Origin of the sequence: Streptomyces sp. NPDC050856, from assembly GCF_040653855.1 — a bacterium.
In the GTDB taxonomy this organism is placed as follows: Bacteria; Actinomycetota; Actinomycetes; order Streptomycetales; family Streptomycetaceae; genus Streptomyces.
In genome coordinates, this window is record NZ_JBFAGV010000012.1 from 36,437 (window position 1) to 53,595 (window position 17,159).

Sequence of the window (17,159 nt, forward strand, 5' to 3'; positions counted from 1 at the left end):
GCCGGGACCCCGGGACCACCGGGACCCCGGGGCCGGTGGAACCCCGGGGACCCCGGGGCCGGTGGGACCCCGGGGCCGGTGGGACCGCCGTTGCCGCTCCGCTACCCGGCCAGCCCTTCGAGCCCTCGTCTGACGAGGTACGCGACCAGCCCCTCAGCGGCCGGGACGAGTCCGAGGCGGTTGTTGGTGGTGTGCACGTAGTTCGACAGGCAGCTCGGGTACGGCGTGCCGGCCAGGCGCAGGTCGCGGGCATCGCTGCCGGGCTCCGCACCGCACACGGACCGGGCGCGGGCGGTGGCCCGGGCGCTGATGCCGTGGAAGACGTCGTCCGTGGCGCCGTCCCGCCAGACCGCCGCGCACAGGTTGGTGAGCTGCGCCGAGACGCCGGTGTACAGCTCCGGCCAGGCCAGCCGCATGTCCTCCGGCGCGTACTTCCGCCACCAGTCCTCGTACTCCCGGAGGAAGTCGGTGGCGGCCCGCGGGTCGAGGCCCGCCCCGTGCAGGGACATCACCATGATCTTGGCGGCCTCCCCGATCGGCGCCCGCCTGGCGCCGGCGCGCGCCTCCGGCAGCCGGCCCAGCAGGTCGAGGACCGCCACGGACGACTCGCGGAAGACGGTCTCGGCGATCGCCACCCCTTCCGTGCCCCCGTACTTGCGGTACTCGGGCTCGTAGGCGACCGGGACGAGGGAACCGATGGGCCGGCCCTCCGCGGGGGTCTCTTCCTCCAGGCGCGCGAGTTCGTCCTGGAGCGTCAGCCCGAGGGCGTACTCCTCCCGTGCCCCGGCCCCGAACTCCGGCATGGCGCGGGCCAGCCCCGCGACAACCCGCTCGACGGCCTCCGCCGATCCGGCCCCCGGGCCGCAGAGCATCCGCAGCCGCAGATGGGGCCCGCCCTGCCAGTACCGGAGGAAGAAGAAGTGGTCCTGGAGTCCCTCGGCCCGCAGCAGGGGGTCGACCACGTCGCACAGGAAGGGAGTGTGGAGCGAGTGCGGGATGTGGATGTGCACCGCCCGCCACTCGGGCGTCCCCGCCTGCTCGCCGGTCACCTGCTCACTGCTTGTCTGTACATAGTTCAACGAAGAACTCCTCTGCTGCGGTCCAGCCCGTTTCCGGTCCGTAGTCGTCCACCGAGGGAAGGCACTCGCGGATCGACACGAGCACCTCGCCGCGCGTCAGCGCGGATTTCGCGAAACTCCGGACCAGGTAGGGGTTGCGGAAGTCGACGTACATCGGCTTGTGGACGCTGGCACGACGCAGGTGCGCGTAGTCCGCCCACCGGCGGGTCACCTTCCGGCTGCGCCCGGCCATCACATCGCGTTCCTCGGGCGTCTGGCACAGTACGAAGGCGTGGCGGGGAAGGCCCCGGGCCAGGCGCCACTCGTCGAAGTCCACCAGGGCGGTGTACGAGTCCCGGCTCAGGTCCTGGAGCATGGGGATGTCGGCGGCGGCCACGGTCCAGGACCTGCGGTCGGCCACGACGTCGCCCACGACGAGACGGGGCGCCGTCCCGGCGTACTCGGCGGGCCCCCCGGCGTCCTGGATGTCGTCCAGCGGCTTCCACAGGTAGCGGTTGGACGGGGACAGCGCTTCGAGCAGGCGGTAGAGCAACGGCACCCCGACCGGGGTCAGGAAGTTCATGGGCACCAGATCGAGGACCTCCTGCGCCTCCGGGTCCCAGAGGCGCAGGCACTTGGTGGCGGGATCCGCGCGGACCTCCAGTCGGTCCAGCCCGTACACCGTCCGACCCTCGCCGAGCGACACCGCGCCGGGGTAGTTGACGACCCTCGGGGTCACCGCGGGGTGCAGGTTGAAGTTGAAGCCGAGGACGGAGTTGAGGTCGACCTGTCCGGGGAACCGGCGGGCCAGGTGGTCCCGCTGCGCGGCCCGCAGGGACCACTCGTCGGTCCCGCCGACGAACGAGCCGAACCGCGAGAAGTACACGCCGTAGCCGGTGAGCAGGCCGTTGACGACCAGCGTCCGGTCATGGTCCGGCAGCACACCGCGGGCGAACTGCGCCCGGAAGGTCACGGACTCGGTGTCCAGGAGGTCCGCCACGCCCTCGCAGGCCCGCTGGATGTCCGAGGGGTCCAGGTGCACGGCGCCGTTGGCGGGCACCAGGCTCTCCCGGATCGAGCGCAGTGCCTCGGCCCGCTGTGACGTGTACGTCTCCACCGCCGCCACGCCCCGGCCCATGAGCACGTCGACCTGCTCCTGGTCGGTCAGCGACGAGAACGCCTTGAAGAACTCCAGGAAGGGCATGGTGCGGCGGCCCGCGAGAACACGGGTGGCGAAGGAGTACAGGCCGAGCCGCTTCACCTGGCCGTTGTCCATCATCGAGGCCAGGCGCCACAGGCCCGTCAGGGCGGGGATGCTCCGCTCCACCGTCGGCAGGCTCCAGGCCCGCGGCGCCGTGGAGGCGGGGGTGTCCTCGAAGACCGGTGACTTCAGGACCGACTCGGGCGGCGGTGACACCTTGCACAGCTCGGCGATACCGGTGATCGCCCGGTAGGCCGCGTCGAGCAGCCGCTGGCGCTCCTCGGCCGGCGCCGGGGCGAAGTCCGTCTCCAGCCGCCTGAGTTCGGCGAAGTGCGCGCGCAGCGCCGCCGTCTCCGGTGTGTCACCGGCGGCGAGCATCCGGTCGAGCTTGGCGCAGTAGTCGGGGTCGTGATCGTCGATCTCGGGCCGGAAGAACAGGACCCCGGCGCGGATCAGGCCGTGGAGGACGTTCCGGCTCAGCGCCTCGTCCCGGGTCACGGCGGTGAGCTCGCGCAGCACCGGGGCAGCCGGGGCCGCGCCTCCCGGCATCGCCGCGAGGAGCGCGCTCACCAGTGCCTCCCGGCGCATCCGGAGGACCGTCTCCGAGGCGATCTGCCCGTCCTCACGGGATCCGGGGGCGACGCCGACGAACTCGATCGACTCGGCGTCGGCCCGCAGGGTGGAGTTCAGCACCAGATGGCCCGACTCCAGCCCGCCCGGTATCCGCGGCAACGCGGCGAGCACCCAGTTCACCAACAGGCGGTTCAGTGTGGTCACCGACTCGTCCGGTCCGTGTTCCGCACCGGGGGCCGTGGCCGCCGGGGCGTCCGGCGGGAACGCGCCGATCTCCGTGAACCGTCCGAAGGGCGACGGCTTCAGGCTCGCCCGGTAGGCGAAGTTGACGAGGGACGACTCCCGCACCCGGGCCTTGCTCGGTTTGAGGGCCCCGCCGGTGCCGGTGACGAAGTCGCGCAGGCCCCGGTAGAGCTGGTCGCCGGAGAGCTGGATGCTCCGGGCCATCGCGTCGTGCTCGAAGAGCGCGCGGAACCCCTCGGCGGCCTGTGACTTCTCGTCCTCGAGCGCCAGTTCCCCTTCACGCTCGCACTGCTCGGCCCGCAGGCCCAGCCGGCACCAGGAGTCGACTTCGGCGAGCAGCTCGGGGTCCAGATGCGGACGTAGCGGCTCCAGTCGTGCCGACACCCGGTCGTGTCGCAGGTTGTGCACATCACGCCGCAGCCGGATGAGGTCGGCCCGGACGCTGTCGTCCAGCGTGGGCACGGCCTCGCCGAGGCGGTCGGACAGGCTGACAGCGTGTTTGCCGATCTCCTCCCGCAGGGCGTGCAGTTCGTCGACGCGCGACCAGGCGGTGGCGAATGACATCCCCTCGAGCTCGCCGAGCGGGAGTCTGCTCCGTCGGTACACGACATACGGACTGACACTCACACCCATAGGAATCCCCCAACTTCGTCACGCGGGCCCGGTCGCACCGGGGGCCGGGCCGTGGCGAAGGGGCCCGCCGCGCGCAGCCCGCCCACCGTTCCGCCGGACCGACCGGCGCGCGGTGTGCGCAGCTGCTCGGGCACCCGGCCGGCCGGGTACGGACGAGCCGGTCCCCGTCCGGGCGCGACGCCTGTTGCCCGCCCCCTGGGAATGACCCAGTCCGCAATTATGCATAGGCGTGTCGGATACAGCAGAAGGCCACCGCCGAGGTGCACCTCGACGGTGGCTCTACTGTTTTCCTAGTCCCTTAATCAGGACGAGGACGACGAAGAACTCGTCGAAACGCTGCTGGTCGTGCAAGACGCGGCCATAACCTGCGCCAGGTCGTCGTTCTCACCAGCGCCCGCGATAAGGTCGGAAATCTCGAGCACGTTGAGGTCGATGTTCTGCTCCATTGATAGCACCCCCTTTCACCAATGTGCTTCGAAGCTAGCTACATGATCGAACGGCACGCAAGGAGATTCGGAGTGACGTGGATCACACCGCATCGGGGGTTCCCGATGATGATCTTGCGAGTTAGGGTAGATGGCCAGGGCAATCGTCGACCGACTTCTGGCGGGCTCAGATCTGGGGGGATCAGCTGTGCATCTGTTTGCGACCATGCCGCAGCCCGAGGGTTCGACATATAAGGAATCGTTCGCTCCCCTTATACGCGAGCTTTTCTCTCCCGCCCGCACAAGCAATCACGGCCCTTACTACTTCGTGCGCACATGGGACCGCGCGGCCGGCGCGGAGCTCCTTCAGATCAGCATCGCCGGGGTACGGGATGCGGACGCCGCCCGGGACACCCTGCGCGTGATCGCCGAGAAGCACGGCTGCGAGGCCCGGATCGAGGAGACGCCGCTCGACGCGGTCCCCTCACCGCTGTGGAACGCCGGCTTCGACGGGCCCGGCTTCGCCGCCCTGTCCAAGCGGCTCTACCAGGAGGCCGCACCGGCCCTGGTCTCCTTCCTGGACCTCGCGGGGGCGCGGCCGGGGGAGGCCCTGCGGCCGGCGCTCGGCGCGATCCGCCTCATGACGGCCCACACCAGAGCGACCCTGCTGAGGTCCCCGCAGCGGAACCTCCCGGGCTACGACTTCCGCGACCTGCTGTCCCTGCGGCTGCTCAGCTACCGGTCGCACTACGAGGCCATATACGCGCGGAGCAAGGATCCGGATTCCTTCGAAGCCGCCTGCGACCGCTTCTACGCACAGGTGGGTGCGGCGGCGCGGGACATGGTCCTGGCGTGCGGCGACCCGGACACCCACCCGGCGGACGACACACCCGTCCGGCAGTGGACGGAATTCATTTCTTCCGGTTCCGCTTCTCTGGCGGAAGACTTCCTCGACGGGATCGTGGTGGACGCCGGCAGAACGCTCGAAGACCTTGTCAAGGAGCGGGGAGCACCGGTCGAACCCACTCGTTTCCATACGCCACCGAGCCCCGAGCTTGAGCGCCTGATGCACCGCGACGCCGATTTCCTGGCGTTCCGGTTGCAGACCAGCCTGCTGTACAGCTGCCTCTACTCCCTCGGATTCAGCCTGGCGGAGAGATATGTCTTCTGCTACGTCGTCGCGCGTGCCAATGAAGAGGTACACGGAAAGTCCGTGAAGGCGATTCAGGACGGACTCGACGGCCTGGCCAAGAACATCGCGGCGGTCTCCGCGCCGGCCGTCGGCTGACACGGCACGAGCACGGGGAAAACGACCGCAGGAAGAAGAGCCCTATGTATCTGAGCAGGCCCCAGGAGCAGATCTCGGCTGAGTTGCGCGGTCTGGAGCGGCTCGTATCGCCCTACGGACTGGTCTCCCGCACGGCCCCACTGCCGGTGCGCGAGGGCGAGCCGTCCTTCGCGGTCCACCTGGCGTACCTCGGTGTCCCGTCCCGCGCCCTGCCCAATCTCCATTCGTGGGCCCACGACGAGGACACCGGCAACTCCGACGGCGCCGGCACCGGACTCACACCCGAGCGCGCCCGGCTCATCTCCATCGCGGAGGCCCTCGAGCGGTACTCGACATGTGCGTGGGACGACGACGAGATGGTGGTCGCCGCCGAGAACGACCTCGACGAGGAGTACGTGTCGCCGTCGCGGTGGCCCCGGTGCTCGCCCACGGAGCTGGCCAGTGACGACTGCGGCCTGACCGAGTACGACCCCTCGGTCCCGATCCGCTGGGTGCGCGCGTGGTCGCTCACCCGTCGGGTGCCGGTGCTGGTGCCCGCCATCTCCGTGTACCTGCACATGCCGTACCACTCGAAGTCCGAACAGTTCACCCGTGGCATCACCACGGGCGCCGCCGTCCACTCCGACGTGCGTGCGGCGGTGCTCAACGGGCTGCTGGAGGTCGTCGAGCGGGACGCCATCGCGCTGGTCTGGCTCCAGCGGCTGCGGCTTCCCGAGCTGGTCGTGGACCCGGCCCGGCTCGACCCCGTCGTCCGGGAGTACCACCGGGCCGGGACCTCGACGGACCTGCGGGTGAGGCTGTTCGACGCGACGACGGACCTCGGCGTCCCGGTGATCTACGCGGTGCAGCTCGCCGACTCCGATCCCACGCTCGCCCAGGTCGTCGCCGCCACCTGCGACATCCATCCGGAGCAGGCGCTGGGCAAGGTCTACCGCGAGCTGGCCTCCCTGCGGGTGGCGCTGCGCGGGTACGTGTCGGCCTACGCCGGGCGCGAGCCCGACCCCGCCAAGGTGAGCGTGGTGGGGGGCGCCGTCCACAACGCGGCACCCGACCGGCGCGGCGTGTTCGACTTCCTGCTGGAGGGAGACCGCCCCTCGCACGGCCTCGACGGCATGCCGGGCCTGCCCGCCGGGGCGGACCCGCTGGACACCGTGGTCTCCCGGCTCGACGCACGGGGCGCCGAGGTGCTCGTGGTCGACATCACCACCGACGAGGCGCGCCAGGTGGGCATGCGGGCGGTGAAGGTGCTCGTCCCGGAGGCGCTGCCCGTGTCGTTCGTGCACGGCGAGCGGTACCTCGCCACGCCGCGCCTGTACGAGGCGCCCCGTGCGATGGGCCATCCGAGCCACCCCGAGAGCGCGATCAACCCCGAGCACCAGCCGTTCGCGTGAGCGCCGAGAAGGAGCACAGCAGCATGCCGCACGATCCGCGCCCGCAGTGCCTGTACATCGTCGGTGACACCTTCGGCCGCAGGCTGATGGAGCACCGCGGTGTCCCCACGGAGCACCAGGTGTCCTTGGAGGACCTCCGGCACGGCGCGACACCGCCCGCGGACGTCGTCGTCCCCGTGCACTCCGGCGGCGAGCCGGAGCTGAGGGACGAGGTCGACCGGATCTGCGCCGAGCGCGGCACACCGTCCGCCGGGCTCCAGCTGCAGCCGACCAGGATCGTCTGCGGGCCCGTGGCGGTGCCCGGCCGGACGGCGTGCTACTCCTGCTACCGCAAGCGCGCCGCCCAGCACGCGGGCACGGCCCGGCACTACGACATGGACGCGGCCCTGTCCGGCCTGGCCGAGGGGTTCGGCCCGCAGCACCTGGCCGCCGCGTCCGGCCTCCTCGAACTCGCCCTGACCGAGATCGCCGGGGGCGTCACGGGCATAGGGGGCACCGTGCGCACCTTCAACCTCCTCTCGGGAGCCGTCTCGGCCTCGGTGACGGTGTCGGTGAACCGGTGCGCGAGGTGCGGGGACCGGTTCGCGGAGGCACGCGCGGCCGGCGCGATGCCGGTTCCGGAACTGTTGCGATAAAGGGGGGATCGGTCATGGTTGCCGAGATGAAGGCCGAGCAGATCGGGCGGGCCGCCCGTACGGACATGCAGTTGACGGTTCCGGTCCGGCCCGTCCTGCGGCGCGGGGTGAGGCTGCGCCGGGCCGGTGACTCCGTCGTGCTCGACGGCGCGGACCGGGGGCAGGCGTTCTCCGGGGCGTTCGCGCGCGAAGGACTGGTGCCGCTGGCCGAGGCGTGCGACGGCACCCGTGACCACGCGGCGCTGGCCAACGAGCTCGGCCTCGACGAGTCGGCGGTCTACAAGTGCCTGGCCCTGCTGTGGACGGCCGGGGTGATCGAGGAGGCCGTCACCGGCGAGGAACCGCGCGTGGAGCCCGAACTGGCCGTCTTCCTCTCCCGACTGGGCAACTCCACCGGGGCCAACCCGTCCTGGGCGGACGCCGCGGCCCGGCTGGCGCGGCGCCCGGTGCGGCTGGAGGGGGACCCTTCCCTCGTCGCCGCGGCCCGGCGGGCGCTGCGGGGGGTGTGCCGAATGGTCACGGACCCGGCCGGCCCGGCCGAGGCGCCGGACGAGCTCACCGTGTTCTTCGAGACGGCGTCGTCGGCGCCGCTGCTCGCCGCCGCCGGGGAACGGTGCGAGCGGGACGGGCGCCCGCTGCTGAGGGTGCGCGCCGACGGCGGGACGGTCGTCGTGGGCCCGTACGTCGACCCCTCGATCACGCCGTGCCTGGACTGCGGCCGCCACGGCGAGGCGGAACCGTCCGGCGAGCCGCCCGAGCATCTGCACGACCTGGTCGCCGGCCTGGCCTCGCACCACGTCACCGCGTTGGTCGCCCGCGCCACCAGCACGCACCTGCCGATCGACTCCAGCGTGATCGATCTGGCGACCCTCGCCACGACCTACCTCCCGGCGGTCACCCGTCCGGGGTGCCCGAAGTGCTCCTGGACTCGGGGGCCGGTCGCCCCGGACGCACCGGCCGGCGCCGTCTACGAGGCCTCGGTCGCGATCCCGCCGCGTGCGTTCCTCGCTCCCAAGGACCACCAGGCGCACTATTACGCGACCAACCTGCGCCTCCAGTCACAGTTCAAGGACTGGCCGAGCCGCGCGCACACCCCGCTTCCGGTCCCCGACCTGTCGGTCCTCGCCGGGACCGAACGGCACGACCCGTCCCGTGGCGGCGTCCCGCTCACCCTGCCCGCCCTCGCGCTGGTACTGAAGATCGCCTTCGGTATCAAGGACGACGAGACCACACCCGAACGCGTCAAACGGTGGACCGCGGCGGCGGGGAACATCGGATGCACCACGGCGTACGTCGTGCTGCGCGACGAACGGGTGACCCGCCCGGGCGTCTACGCGTACGCCGAGGGGAGCCACACTCTGGTGGCCGTGTCGGACACGGTGCCCCCGGGCGACTCGCCGTGCGACATCGTCGTCACCGGCGACCTGAAGAAGGTCATGACCAAGTACGGCACGTTCGGCTTCCGGCTGGTCTTCCTGGACTCCGGCTGCGGCCTGGCCAGTGCCAGGGAGGTCGCGCGGCATCTGGGACTGCGCTTCGCCCCGACATCGGACTGGGACGACGACGCCCTGGCCCGGGTCCTCGGCTCGTCACCGGCCGATGAGCCCGTCGTCGCCGTCGCGGCCCTGGGAGGTACGGCATGAGGAACGACCTGGAGACCATGATGGCCGTGCTGGAGGGCTTCACCTCCCGGACGAGCACGTCGGACGGCCGGGCCGAGGCCCGGCAGGCGGTACCGTTCGCCAACGCCGTGCCCGCCGACCCGGCCCCGTCGGCCGAGGACCTGCGGCCGGTCCACGACCTGCGGGAAACGCTCCTGCGCCGGCGCTCCACGCTGCACTACGCCCCGCGGCCGGTACGCACCGACGTCGTCCTCACCGAACTGCGCGAGGCGCTGGGCCGGGACCGCGACGACTGGGGTCTCGACGAGGCGGCGGGCGGGCTGGAGGGCTTCGTCTTCGCGTTCCGCAGCGAGGGCGCGGCGCCCGGCGTGTACCGCGTGACCGCCGAGGAGTGCTCCCACCTGGCCGGCCCGGAGGAGATCGGGCCACCGGAGAACCTCGGCGTCCAGCGCGAGTTCGGCACCGCGGCGGGGATCGTCGCGCTCTACGCCGACCTGGACCGGGCGGACTCCTGGGCGGGCTCCCACGGTTACCGGGTCTGCGCGGTGCGGGCGGCGATGACGACCTACGACTTCAACCTCCGGTGCCAGGCGCTGGGGCTGGTCGGCACACTGTTCGGGGGCCTCATCCCGTCGTCCGTGCGCCACTTGGTGCACGGCGACGGGGTGACCCGCCACCCCCTCCTGGCCACCACCTACGCCCACCCCGGCTGAGCGGACCGGCCACCGGCCTCCGCAGTGCGCGAAGCCCCGGACCGGTCACGGCCCGGGGCCTCATCGGCCCCGCCGCCCGTCCTCCGGTGCCGCGTGACCCCGCACGGGGGGCCGCCCGGCGATCAACCTCTCCCGCCCGCCGGTCAGCTCTCCCGCCCGCGGATCGCCTCGGAGCGGATGCGGTACCCGATGGTCGCCTCCACGATGCGGTCGATGATGCCCTCCACCGTCTCGGAGCGCGACATGGGCAGGTCCAGGGCGTCGGCGAGGGTCCGCAGCCCCTCCTTGTTCAGCCCGAGGGTCCTGACGTAGTCGTTGCCCTCCTCCCTGGAGGACAGCGCGGTCAGCGCCGAACGCACCTTGTCCGGGTCGGGAACCGGCTGGTCCTGTGCCTTCTTGCCGCTCCCTCTGCGATGCACCGGGACGCAGGCGAGGCGGCTCTGGCCGTTCGCCAGTGCCTCGGCCTCCTCCGCCGTGAGACCCCGCAGGAACACCGAAACCTGTTTGAGGACCCGCACCGGGAGGTCCATGCTCTCCGCTTCCATCACAGGCCCAGTTTCGCGGAGAACTCACTTACGAGGTCCTCCAGCTCGGATACGATTCCCCGCGCTGCCGAGGAGGTGTTCAACACCACCGGCACACCACCCCGGGGGGCGTCCGCGAACAGGGTCTTGTTCTCCCGCAGGACGCTGTCGAAGACCGGGACGTTGAGCGCCCTTGTCTGGTTGATGTACGGCCTGAGGGCGGAGATCGGCCGGCCGTCGTACATCTGCGTCATCGTGAACACGACTCCGAGGATCTTCGGGTCGATCGTGTCACCCACCCCGCCCTCTTCCAGGCCCGCGAAGTCGTTGTAGCTCTCCACCAGGTCTTCCAGGCTCCGCCTGAGGTAGTCGATACCCAGGGTGGACAGGTAGTCCGCCTTCGCGGGGATCAGTACGTGGTCGCTGGCGACGATGGCCGTCTTCGTGACGACGTTGAAGTTGGGCGGGCAGTCGATGAGGATGACGTCGTAATCCGCGAACGCGGACTCCTCCAGTCCCTCCGACAGCCTGCGGTGCACCCGCAGGTATTTCAGTTTGCTCTGCTTGAGGCTGCCGCCGCCCAGCTCGGTCGCGAGTTCCAGGTCGACGTTGATGAGGCCCAGGTGCGAGGGGATGAGGTGCAATAAGCCGCCGTCGCGGATGTGCCAGGAAGCGTTGCGCGGGGCGAAGGCGAGACTCGACAGCGCGAGGCTCTCCCCGGAGGCCAGGGAGTCGTACCAGCGTTTGATGGTCTTCTTCGGGGCCAGGTGCTTCTGCCAGTGGTCGGGGGTCACCAGGGAGAAGGTGAGACTGGCCTGCGGATCGAGGTCCACGAGAAGGACCTTCCGGCCGCGAAAGGCCAGCTCGGCACCGATATTCGCGGTGAGCGTGGTCTTACCCACACCACCCTTGTAATTGATCACGGAAACGACGTGCACGGAAGGAACCCCCCAGGAGTGGCGCGCGTACGCGGTCCACGCTACTCACCACCCGCGGGCCTGTCCGCGAAATGCCCCGAAGTGCCATGGCCGCGAGGATCAGCGCAGTTCTTCCGGACAGGCGGTGCCGCGGGGGAAGAGTTTGTACGGCGCGGCCAGGCGGTACACGCCGGCCTTGGGGGCGAGGAGCTCCGTCCACTCGTCGCCCTCCGCGTCCTCCTCCGTCTTCAGCAGGCAGCCATGTGCGTTGGTGAAGACCGGGGGGCCGCTCTCGCGGAGTCTGGACGCCTCCGTCTCCCGCGGCGGCTCCACCTTCTTGCCCTCCTCGTCGAGGAGGGCGAGCCAGGGTGAGTACGGGACGCGGATCAGCACCCGGCCGGCCGTCCGCACCCGGATGGTGACCTCGCCGGCGCCGGCGCGTTCCACCGTCGCCGGCGGCGCCGCCAGTGGAGTGGGGTTCCTGACGGCGAGCAGCCGCCAGTTGGCGTCGGACCACACCGGCGTCAGGTACGGCAGGCCGGCTTTGATCAGCTTCGCCTCCCGCTCGGCGCCCACGTCGGGCTCGCCCTTGGGGAGCACCACGTAGTGGACGGCCCAGCGGTGCAGCCAGTCGCGGTAGTTGGTGGCGTTCAGGGTCTCGTCGTAGAAGAGCGGGTTGCGTTCCATGTCGGCCTGGCGGTTCCAGCCCCTGGCCAGGTTGATGTACGGGGAGAGTGCCGACGCCTCGCGGTGGCTGCGCGCCGGGACCACCTCGACCCGCGCCTTCTCCGCGCCGAGCTGCTGGAGCTGGTTGATCAGCGGCGCGGCCTCGCGCGCCCAGGACGCGTCCGGCGCGGTACGGATGATGTCGTCGGCGCTCTTGTAGCCGATCCAGGTGTTCAGGCCGGCGAAGGCCAGCGCGAGCGCGTACCACTTCAGGGTGCGCGGCGCCGCGTACGGCAGTGCCGCCAGCAGCACCACCCCCGCGAAGAGCATCGGCAGCCGTGACATGTTCGACCCGATCTGCGAGTCGATCAGCCAGGTGAGCAGCGCGCCCAGCGCGTACAGCGCCGCTCCGGTGCGCACCGTGCGCCAGTCGTCCGGTACCAGGACGAGGACGAACACCCCGAAGAGGAAGGGCAGCAGCGTCGACGCGAACGACATCGGCTGCGTACCGGAGAACGGGAACAGCCAGGACGACAGCGCGACGACGACGACGGGTGCGAGCCCGAGCGCGTAGGCGCCGGGGCGTCGTTTGTTGAGGAACAGCGCCGCCGCCGCGACCCCCAGGAACAGCCCGGCCACCGGACTGGCGGCGGTGGCGAGCCCGGCCAGCGGGGCGGCCACGCCCGCCTTCGCCCAGCGCCGGTACCGCCACCGGTACGGCCAGCAGAAGACGGCGGCCACCGCGCCCAGCGCGAACATCACGCCCAGCCCGAAGGTCACCCGGCCGGACAGGGCGTTGCACAGGAACGCGAACACCCCGGCGAGCGAGCACGCCAGGGGATTGCGGACGGCCCGGACCCGCACGAGGATCAGCGCCGTCAGGGCGGCCGACGCCGTCCCGGCGATCATCATCGTCGTACGGACCCCGAGCAGCGACATCAGGTACGGCGAGACGACGCTGTACGAGACCGGGTGCATCCCGCCGTACCAGGCGAGGTTGTACGCGGAGTCGGGGTGCCGGCCGACGAACTCGGCCCAGGCGTCCTGGGCGGCCAGGTCGCCGCCGCTGTTGGCGAAGAAGAGGAACCAGACGACGTGGGTGAGCGCGGCGAGCGCCGCCGCCACGGCGACCGGGTGCCGGGCCGGACCGCCGGCCCACGGCAGCCGGCCGCGGGGCGCGCGAGCGGCGGCCGGCGCCGGGCCCTCGGGCTGAGGGTGGTCCCTGTGCCGCGGGCCTTGCCCGCGCGGTCCGTGGGTCCGCGGGCTTCCGACGGGCGGGACGGGCAGGGCGGTGGCGGGCGCACCGCCGCGGGACGCCCTGACGGCCGACCGCCCGCCGGCGGTCGGACCGTCGGCGGGCGGAACCGCGGCGGTCGGGCCGTCGGTGGTCGAACCGTCGGCGGTCCGGCGTTCGGCGGTCCGGCCTTCGGCATCGTCCGGGAGCAGCGCGGGCGGCCTTATTCGCGACGCGACAGCGGGGTCGCTGTCCGCGCTGGTCGGCTCTGCGGTGGTCACTGCGGCACTCTCCGTCGTCGCCCCGGGGCCTCCGCCTGGGCCCGGGCATGGTCGTCGTCACGATACCGATCCGTCGCTGCCGCGTACGGCGGTGTACGGCGATGCCGCCGGAAACGGCCGGTGGACGACACGGCCCCGGTGTGCCCGCCCGTGAGCGCGCGCACCGGGGCCGTGTCCGTCTCAGCCGAGGCGGGTCAGCTTGTCGCCGAAGCCCGGCTCCGCCAGGTCCCGCTGGAGGGCGACCGGCACGCTGACCTCTCCCGTGCCGGTACCGACCGAGACCTCACCGACCACGGTGCCGGCCTTCGCCGAGTGCGGGACGGGCTTGCCGCCGTCGCCGAGCCGCACGTCCACCGCGAGACCGGGCCAGCCGACCGGCCTCATGTCCTTGGTGGCGACCACCGGGGTCCGGCCACCGAGCCCGTCGTCCACGTGACCGACGACATCGCCCTTCTTGACGACGGTGGCGGACGTGACGCCCTCCTGCGCGGCCTTGATCAGGTCGAGGCTGTACTTGTTGACCGCCAGCTGCAGCTTCTCGTGCAGCGTGCCCGCGTTCTGCGCGCCCATCACCATGCCGATGACCCGCCGCAGCTTGCCGTCCACCTCGACATTGGCGGACCAGAGCAGATTGCCGCCGGCCGGGGTGGAGGAGCCGGTCTTGATACCGCCGACACCCGGCTCCAGCAGGATCGTGTTGTTGTTCTCGATCCGCTTGTCGATGCCCGGGATCGTGATGTTCGGCGTGTTGACGATGTCCCGGAAGATGTCGTTCTGCATCACCGCCTTGCCCAGCTTGACCTGGTCGGTGGGCGTGGAGACGGTGGACGCCTTGAGGCCGCTGGGGTCGGTGTACTTGGTGTTCGTCATGCCGAGGGCCTTGGCGGCGTCGTTCATCTTCTTGACGAACGCCTCCTCGGTCTTGGCGTCCCAGCGGGCCAGCAGCCGCGCCGCGTTGTTCCCGGAAGGGATCATCAGCAGCTGGAGCATCTGCTTCTCGGTGTACTGCTGCCCTTCCTTGATGCGCGCGGTCGACTCGTCCTCGGCGCTGGCCTCTTCCTCGGCCTTCTTGTCGACCGTGATCTTCGGGCCGGTCTGCTTGCCGGAGATGGGGTGGTGCTTGAGGATCACGTAGGCGGTCATCGTCTTCGCGACGCTCGCGATCGGCGCCGGCTTCTGCGCGCCGTACGTGCCGATGGACCCGACGCCCTCCACCTCCACCGCGCCCTGGCCCTCGCCGGGCCACGGCATCTTGAGCCGGCCGCCCTCGAAGGTGTACGTGGGGGCCGCGGAGAGCGTCAGCTCGGGCGTGGGCAGGGGGCGCACCGTCTGTACGACCGCGAAGACGATCAGGAGCAGGACGACCAGCGGGGTCCAGATCTTGACCCGCCGCAGCGCCGTACGCACCGGGGTCTCCGGGGGCGGCGGCGTGTTGGTCAGCTCCGCCAGCAGGTCCAGCGGCGGCAGCGGCGGCATGGGCTGCTGCCTGGTCCGCTCGGCCTCGGTCAGGGAGACGGGTGCGGTCTCGGGGGTGGCGGACGCGGCAGCGGCGGCCGCCGCCTCGGGCGCGGTGCCGGTTCCGGCCCCGGATGCGGGCTTCGTCTCCGGCTTGGCCTCGGAGCTGCGTCCGGCCGGGCGCACGTCGTCGTCACGCAGGGGCACGAACTTGCTGGTCCGCTCGGCGGCCGACTCCGGAGCCGGGCCACCCGCCGGCTTGGCCGCCGGAGCGGGGGTCACCGCCTTCAGCGCGGTGGTCGGCTGGTCGACCGGGCCGGTCCGCTGGACGGCCCGGAAGACGGCGGTGGGCTGGTCCACGGCCGGCGCGGTGGCGGCGGCCGGAGCGGTCGCGGCGTCGTCCTCGTCCTCGGCCGCCTCCGACTCGGCCGGGGTGCCGGGCTCGGCCGGGGCTTTCGCCTCGGCCGGGGCGTCACCCTTCACGGGGGCCTCGGCCTCGGCCGGAGCACTCGCCTCGGCCGGAGCGTCCTGCGCGGCCCGCGCGTCACCCTTCGCCGGGACCTCGGCCTCGGCCGGGGCGCTCACGGCGGCGTCCTCGGCGGGCTTCGCCGGGCCCTCGTCGTCCGCGACGGTCTTCTCGTCCCTGGCGCCGGCGGGGTCGACGGTGCCAGCGGCGGCACCAAAGTCGCCGGACCTCCCGGCGTCCCCGGGCGCCTCCCCCCGGGTGGTTGGGCTGGTTCCGGTGGCCGCAGGGGCCTCGGCGACCTCCTCCGACGTGCCGGGACGTTCCGCCTGGGCCGGCCGGACCGACTCGCCGGACTCCTCCGGAGTGCCGGACCCGCCCGGCTCCACCCGGGCAGCGTCGGCCGCCGCCTTGTCGTCCTCGTCCGCGACCCAGGCCGCCACCGCCTCGCGCAGGCGGGAGTCGTCCTCACCGGCGGGCGGGGTCACGGCCCTGAAAACGGCTGTCGGCTGGTCGGTACGGAGCTCACGGGTGCCGGTTCCGGCACCGGCTCCGGGGCGGTCACCGGCCTCGTCCGCCGCCTGGTCGCCGGCCGCGCCCCCGGCCTCGTCACGGTCCTCGTCCCTGCCTCCGGCCGGCGACGGCGCGTCGCCCAGCACGGCAAGCCTCGGGTCGCGTTCGCTCGAAGCCGTCCCCCCCGACGACTTCTGCTTCTCCGACTTGTCGGGGGACTCGCCCGCCACCGTGCCTCCTTCAAACGACCAACGACGTGTTGTCCGAACCATGTACCAGTGTCCTGTGTGAGCCCTTGGCCCCCGTGCAAGACGAGAACGACATACCTGCCGGTTCCCGTACGAAGCACCCAGGCGCTCTCGACAGACCAATGTGAGAGGGGTCACCCTGTCATTCATCCACGCGGGGAGGCATGGATGGGCAGGAGCCGCAGAACACTTCCGGAGGAGCTTCTGCTGCTCGCTCTGGACCCGGCCACGGGTACCACAGCGCAGCCGCAGTCGCTCGACCTCGGCCTGGCCGGAGCACAGCTAGTGGAGCTGGCTCTGGCAGGACGGATAGCCCCAGACGGGGATCGTATCGCCGTGGTGATGCCACGGCCGACCGGAGATCCGACTTTGGACTCCGCGCTGGAACTGCTGCGCAGGCGCGGCAGCCCGGTGCGGGCGGTCCACTGGATCGGCGGGCCCCGGCTGGGGCTGCGCCAGACGTATCTCTCGCATCTGGAACGGTGCGGCATGGTGCATGCCGTCGAGAGCCAGATGTGCGGGGTGCTGCCGACGACTCGCTACCAGGCGACGGAGACGGCCATAAGCCGGGAGATCAAGTCCCGGCTCGACAGTGCGATCCGCACCGGTGTACCGCCGGACCCGCGGACCGCGGCGCTCGCCGCGCTGGCCCACGCGGTCGGTCTCGGCAAGCACCTGTACCCGGGCAACGAGGGACGGTCGTCCCGTTCCAGGCTGCGGGACCTGATCCGTCACGACCCGATGGGCGGACTCGTCGCGCACGCCGTGATGGACGTCCAGAACGGCGTGGGCCCCCAGCCCCGCCGTAACGCCCCGGCCGGAGGTGGCGGCCGGCCGGCCGGCGCCGTGCCGATGCAGCCGAGGTCGCGGACCGGGTCCATGGACCGCGTCGCCGCGCACTGACGCGGCACGCGCCACCCCAGCACCACCCACGGCACCACGAACACCCGGCACCACCGCTCCACCCCAGCACCACGAACACCCCGGCACCACCGCAGCACCCCAGCACCGCACCGGCGAACGCCGCACCGGCCGTCCCCACGGTCCCGGTCCGGGAGGCGCCACAGCGCGCGGGG

The 17,159-nt window shown here is 71.8% G+C and carries 13 protein-coding genes; 6 read left to right on the top strand and 7 right to left on the bottom strand.

Going from position 1 to position 17,159, the window contains the following annotated elements; translation table 11 throughout:
• Positions 1–101: 101 nt before the first annotated feature.
• From AB0H53_RS13740 to AB0H53_RS13750, 3 genes are all read right to left on the bottom strand, one after another.
• Positions 102–1,079, bottom strand: a complete 978-nt coding sequence (locus AB0H53_RS13740) for a thiopeptide-type bacteriocin biosynthesis protein (RefSeq protein WP_362111229.1) — start codon at positions 1,077–1,079, stop codon at positions 102–104.
• Positions 1,054–3,639 (bottom strand): lantibiotic dehydratase, encoded by a 2,586-nt coding sequence (locus AB0H53_RS13745; protein ID WP_362111231.1) that lies wholly within the window; start codon positions 3,637–3,639, stop codon positions 1,054–1,056. Before AB0H53_RS13745 ends, AB0H53_RS13740 begins: the two co-directional genes overlap by 26 nt.
• Before the next feature lie 371 nt (positions 3,640–4,010).
• The gene (locus tag AB0H53_RS13750) at positions 4,011–4,154 is read right to left on the bottom strand and encodes a thiocillin/thiostrepton family thiazolyl peptide (protein WP_362111234.1); all 144 of its coding nucleotides are present in this window, start codon (positions 4,152–4,154) and stop codon (positions 4,011–4,013) included.
• Positions 4,155–4,461: 307 nt separating this feature from the next.
• On the opposite strand from AB0H53_RS13750, the gene AB0H53_RS13755 reads away from it, so the two are divergent.
• Genes AB0H53_RS13755 through AB0H53_RS13775 form a run of 5 tightly spaced genes read left to right on the top strand, consistent with a single transcriptional unit; the run spans position 4,462 to position 9,782 of the window.
• Entirely contained in the window at positions 4,462–5,421 is a 960-nt protein-coding gene (locus AB0H53_RS13755; RefSeq protein WP_362111237.1) for a hypothetical protein, read from the top strand.
• Between the two features lie 44 nt (positions 5,422–5,465).
• Entirely contained in the window at positions 5,466–6,812 is a 1,347-nt protein-coding gene (locus AB0H53_RS13760; protein ID WP_362111240.1) for a YcaO-like family protein, read from the top strand.
• Positions 6,813–6,835: 23 nt separating this feature from the next.
• Positions 6,836–7,447 carry a cyclodehydratase gene (locus tag AB0H53_RS13765; RefSeq protein WP_362111243.1) on the top strand — a complete coding sequence of 204 codons (612 nt, stop codon included), beginning with the start codon at positions 6,836–6,838 and terminating at the stop codon, positions 7,445–7,447.
• A 14-nt stretch (positions 7,448–7,461) separates the two neighbouring features.
• Positions 7,462–9,090: a tpaE gene (locus AB0H53_RS13770; protein WP_362111246.1), complete on the top strand. Its 1,629-nt coding sequence runs from the start codon at positions 7,462–7,464 to the stop codon at positions 9,088–9,090.
• The gene (locus tag AB0H53_RS13775; RefSeq protein ID WP_362111248.1) at positions 9,087–9,782 is read left to right on the top strand and encodes a tpaF; all 696 of its coding nucleotides are present in this window, start codon (positions 9,087–9,089) and stop codon (positions 9,780–9,782) included. The genes AB0H53_RS13770 and AB0H53_RS13775 overlap by 4 nt, the downstream gene beginning before the upstream one ends.
• A 143-nt stretch (positions 9,783–9,925) precedes the next feature.
• On the opposite strand, the gene AB0H53_RS13780 is transcribed toward AB0H53_RS13775, so the two are convergent.
• From AB0H53_RS13780 to AB0H53_RS13795, 4 genes are all read right to left on the bottom strand, one after another.
• Positions 9,926–10,312 carry a hypothetical protein gene (locus tag AB0H53_RS13780; RefSeq protein ID WP_362111251.1) on the bottom strand — a complete coding sequence of 129 codons (387 nt, stop codon included), beginning with the start codon at positions 10,310–10,312 and terminating at the stop codon, positions 9,926–9,928.
• Positions 10,313–10,326: 14 nt separating this feature from the next.
• A complete protein-coding gene (locus AB0H53_RS13785) occupies positions 10,327–11,244 on the bottom strand; it encodes an AAA family ATPase (protein ID WP_362111254.1) in 918 nt (305 codons plus the stop codon).
• A gap of 99 nt (positions 11,245–11,343) precedes the next feature.
• Positions 11,344–13,014: an MFS transporter gene (locus AB0H53_RS13790; RefSeq protein WP_362111257.1), complete on the bottom strand. Its 1,671-nt coding sequence runs from the start codon at positions 13,012–13,014 to the stop codon at positions 11,344–11,346.
• Positions 13,015–13,584: 570 nt separating this feature from the next.
• Positions 13,585–16,065: a serine hydrolase gene (locus tag AB0H53_RS13795; RefSeq protein ID WP_362111260.1), complete on the bottom strand. Its 2,481-nt coding sequence runs from the start codon at positions 16,063–16,065 to the stop codon at positions 13,585–13,587.
• A 186-nt stretch (positions 16,066–16,251) separates the two neighbouring features.
• On the opposite strand from AB0H53_RS13795, the gene AB0H53_RS13800 reads away from it, so the two are divergent.
• The gene (locus AB0H53_RS13800) at positions 16,252–16,986 is read left to right on the top strand and encodes a GPP34 family phosphoprotein (RefSeq protein ID WP_362111263.1); all 735 of its coding nucleotides are present in this window, start codon (positions 16,252–16,254) and stop codon (positions 16,984–16,986) included.
• Positions 16,987–17,159: the final 173 nt, after the last annotated feature.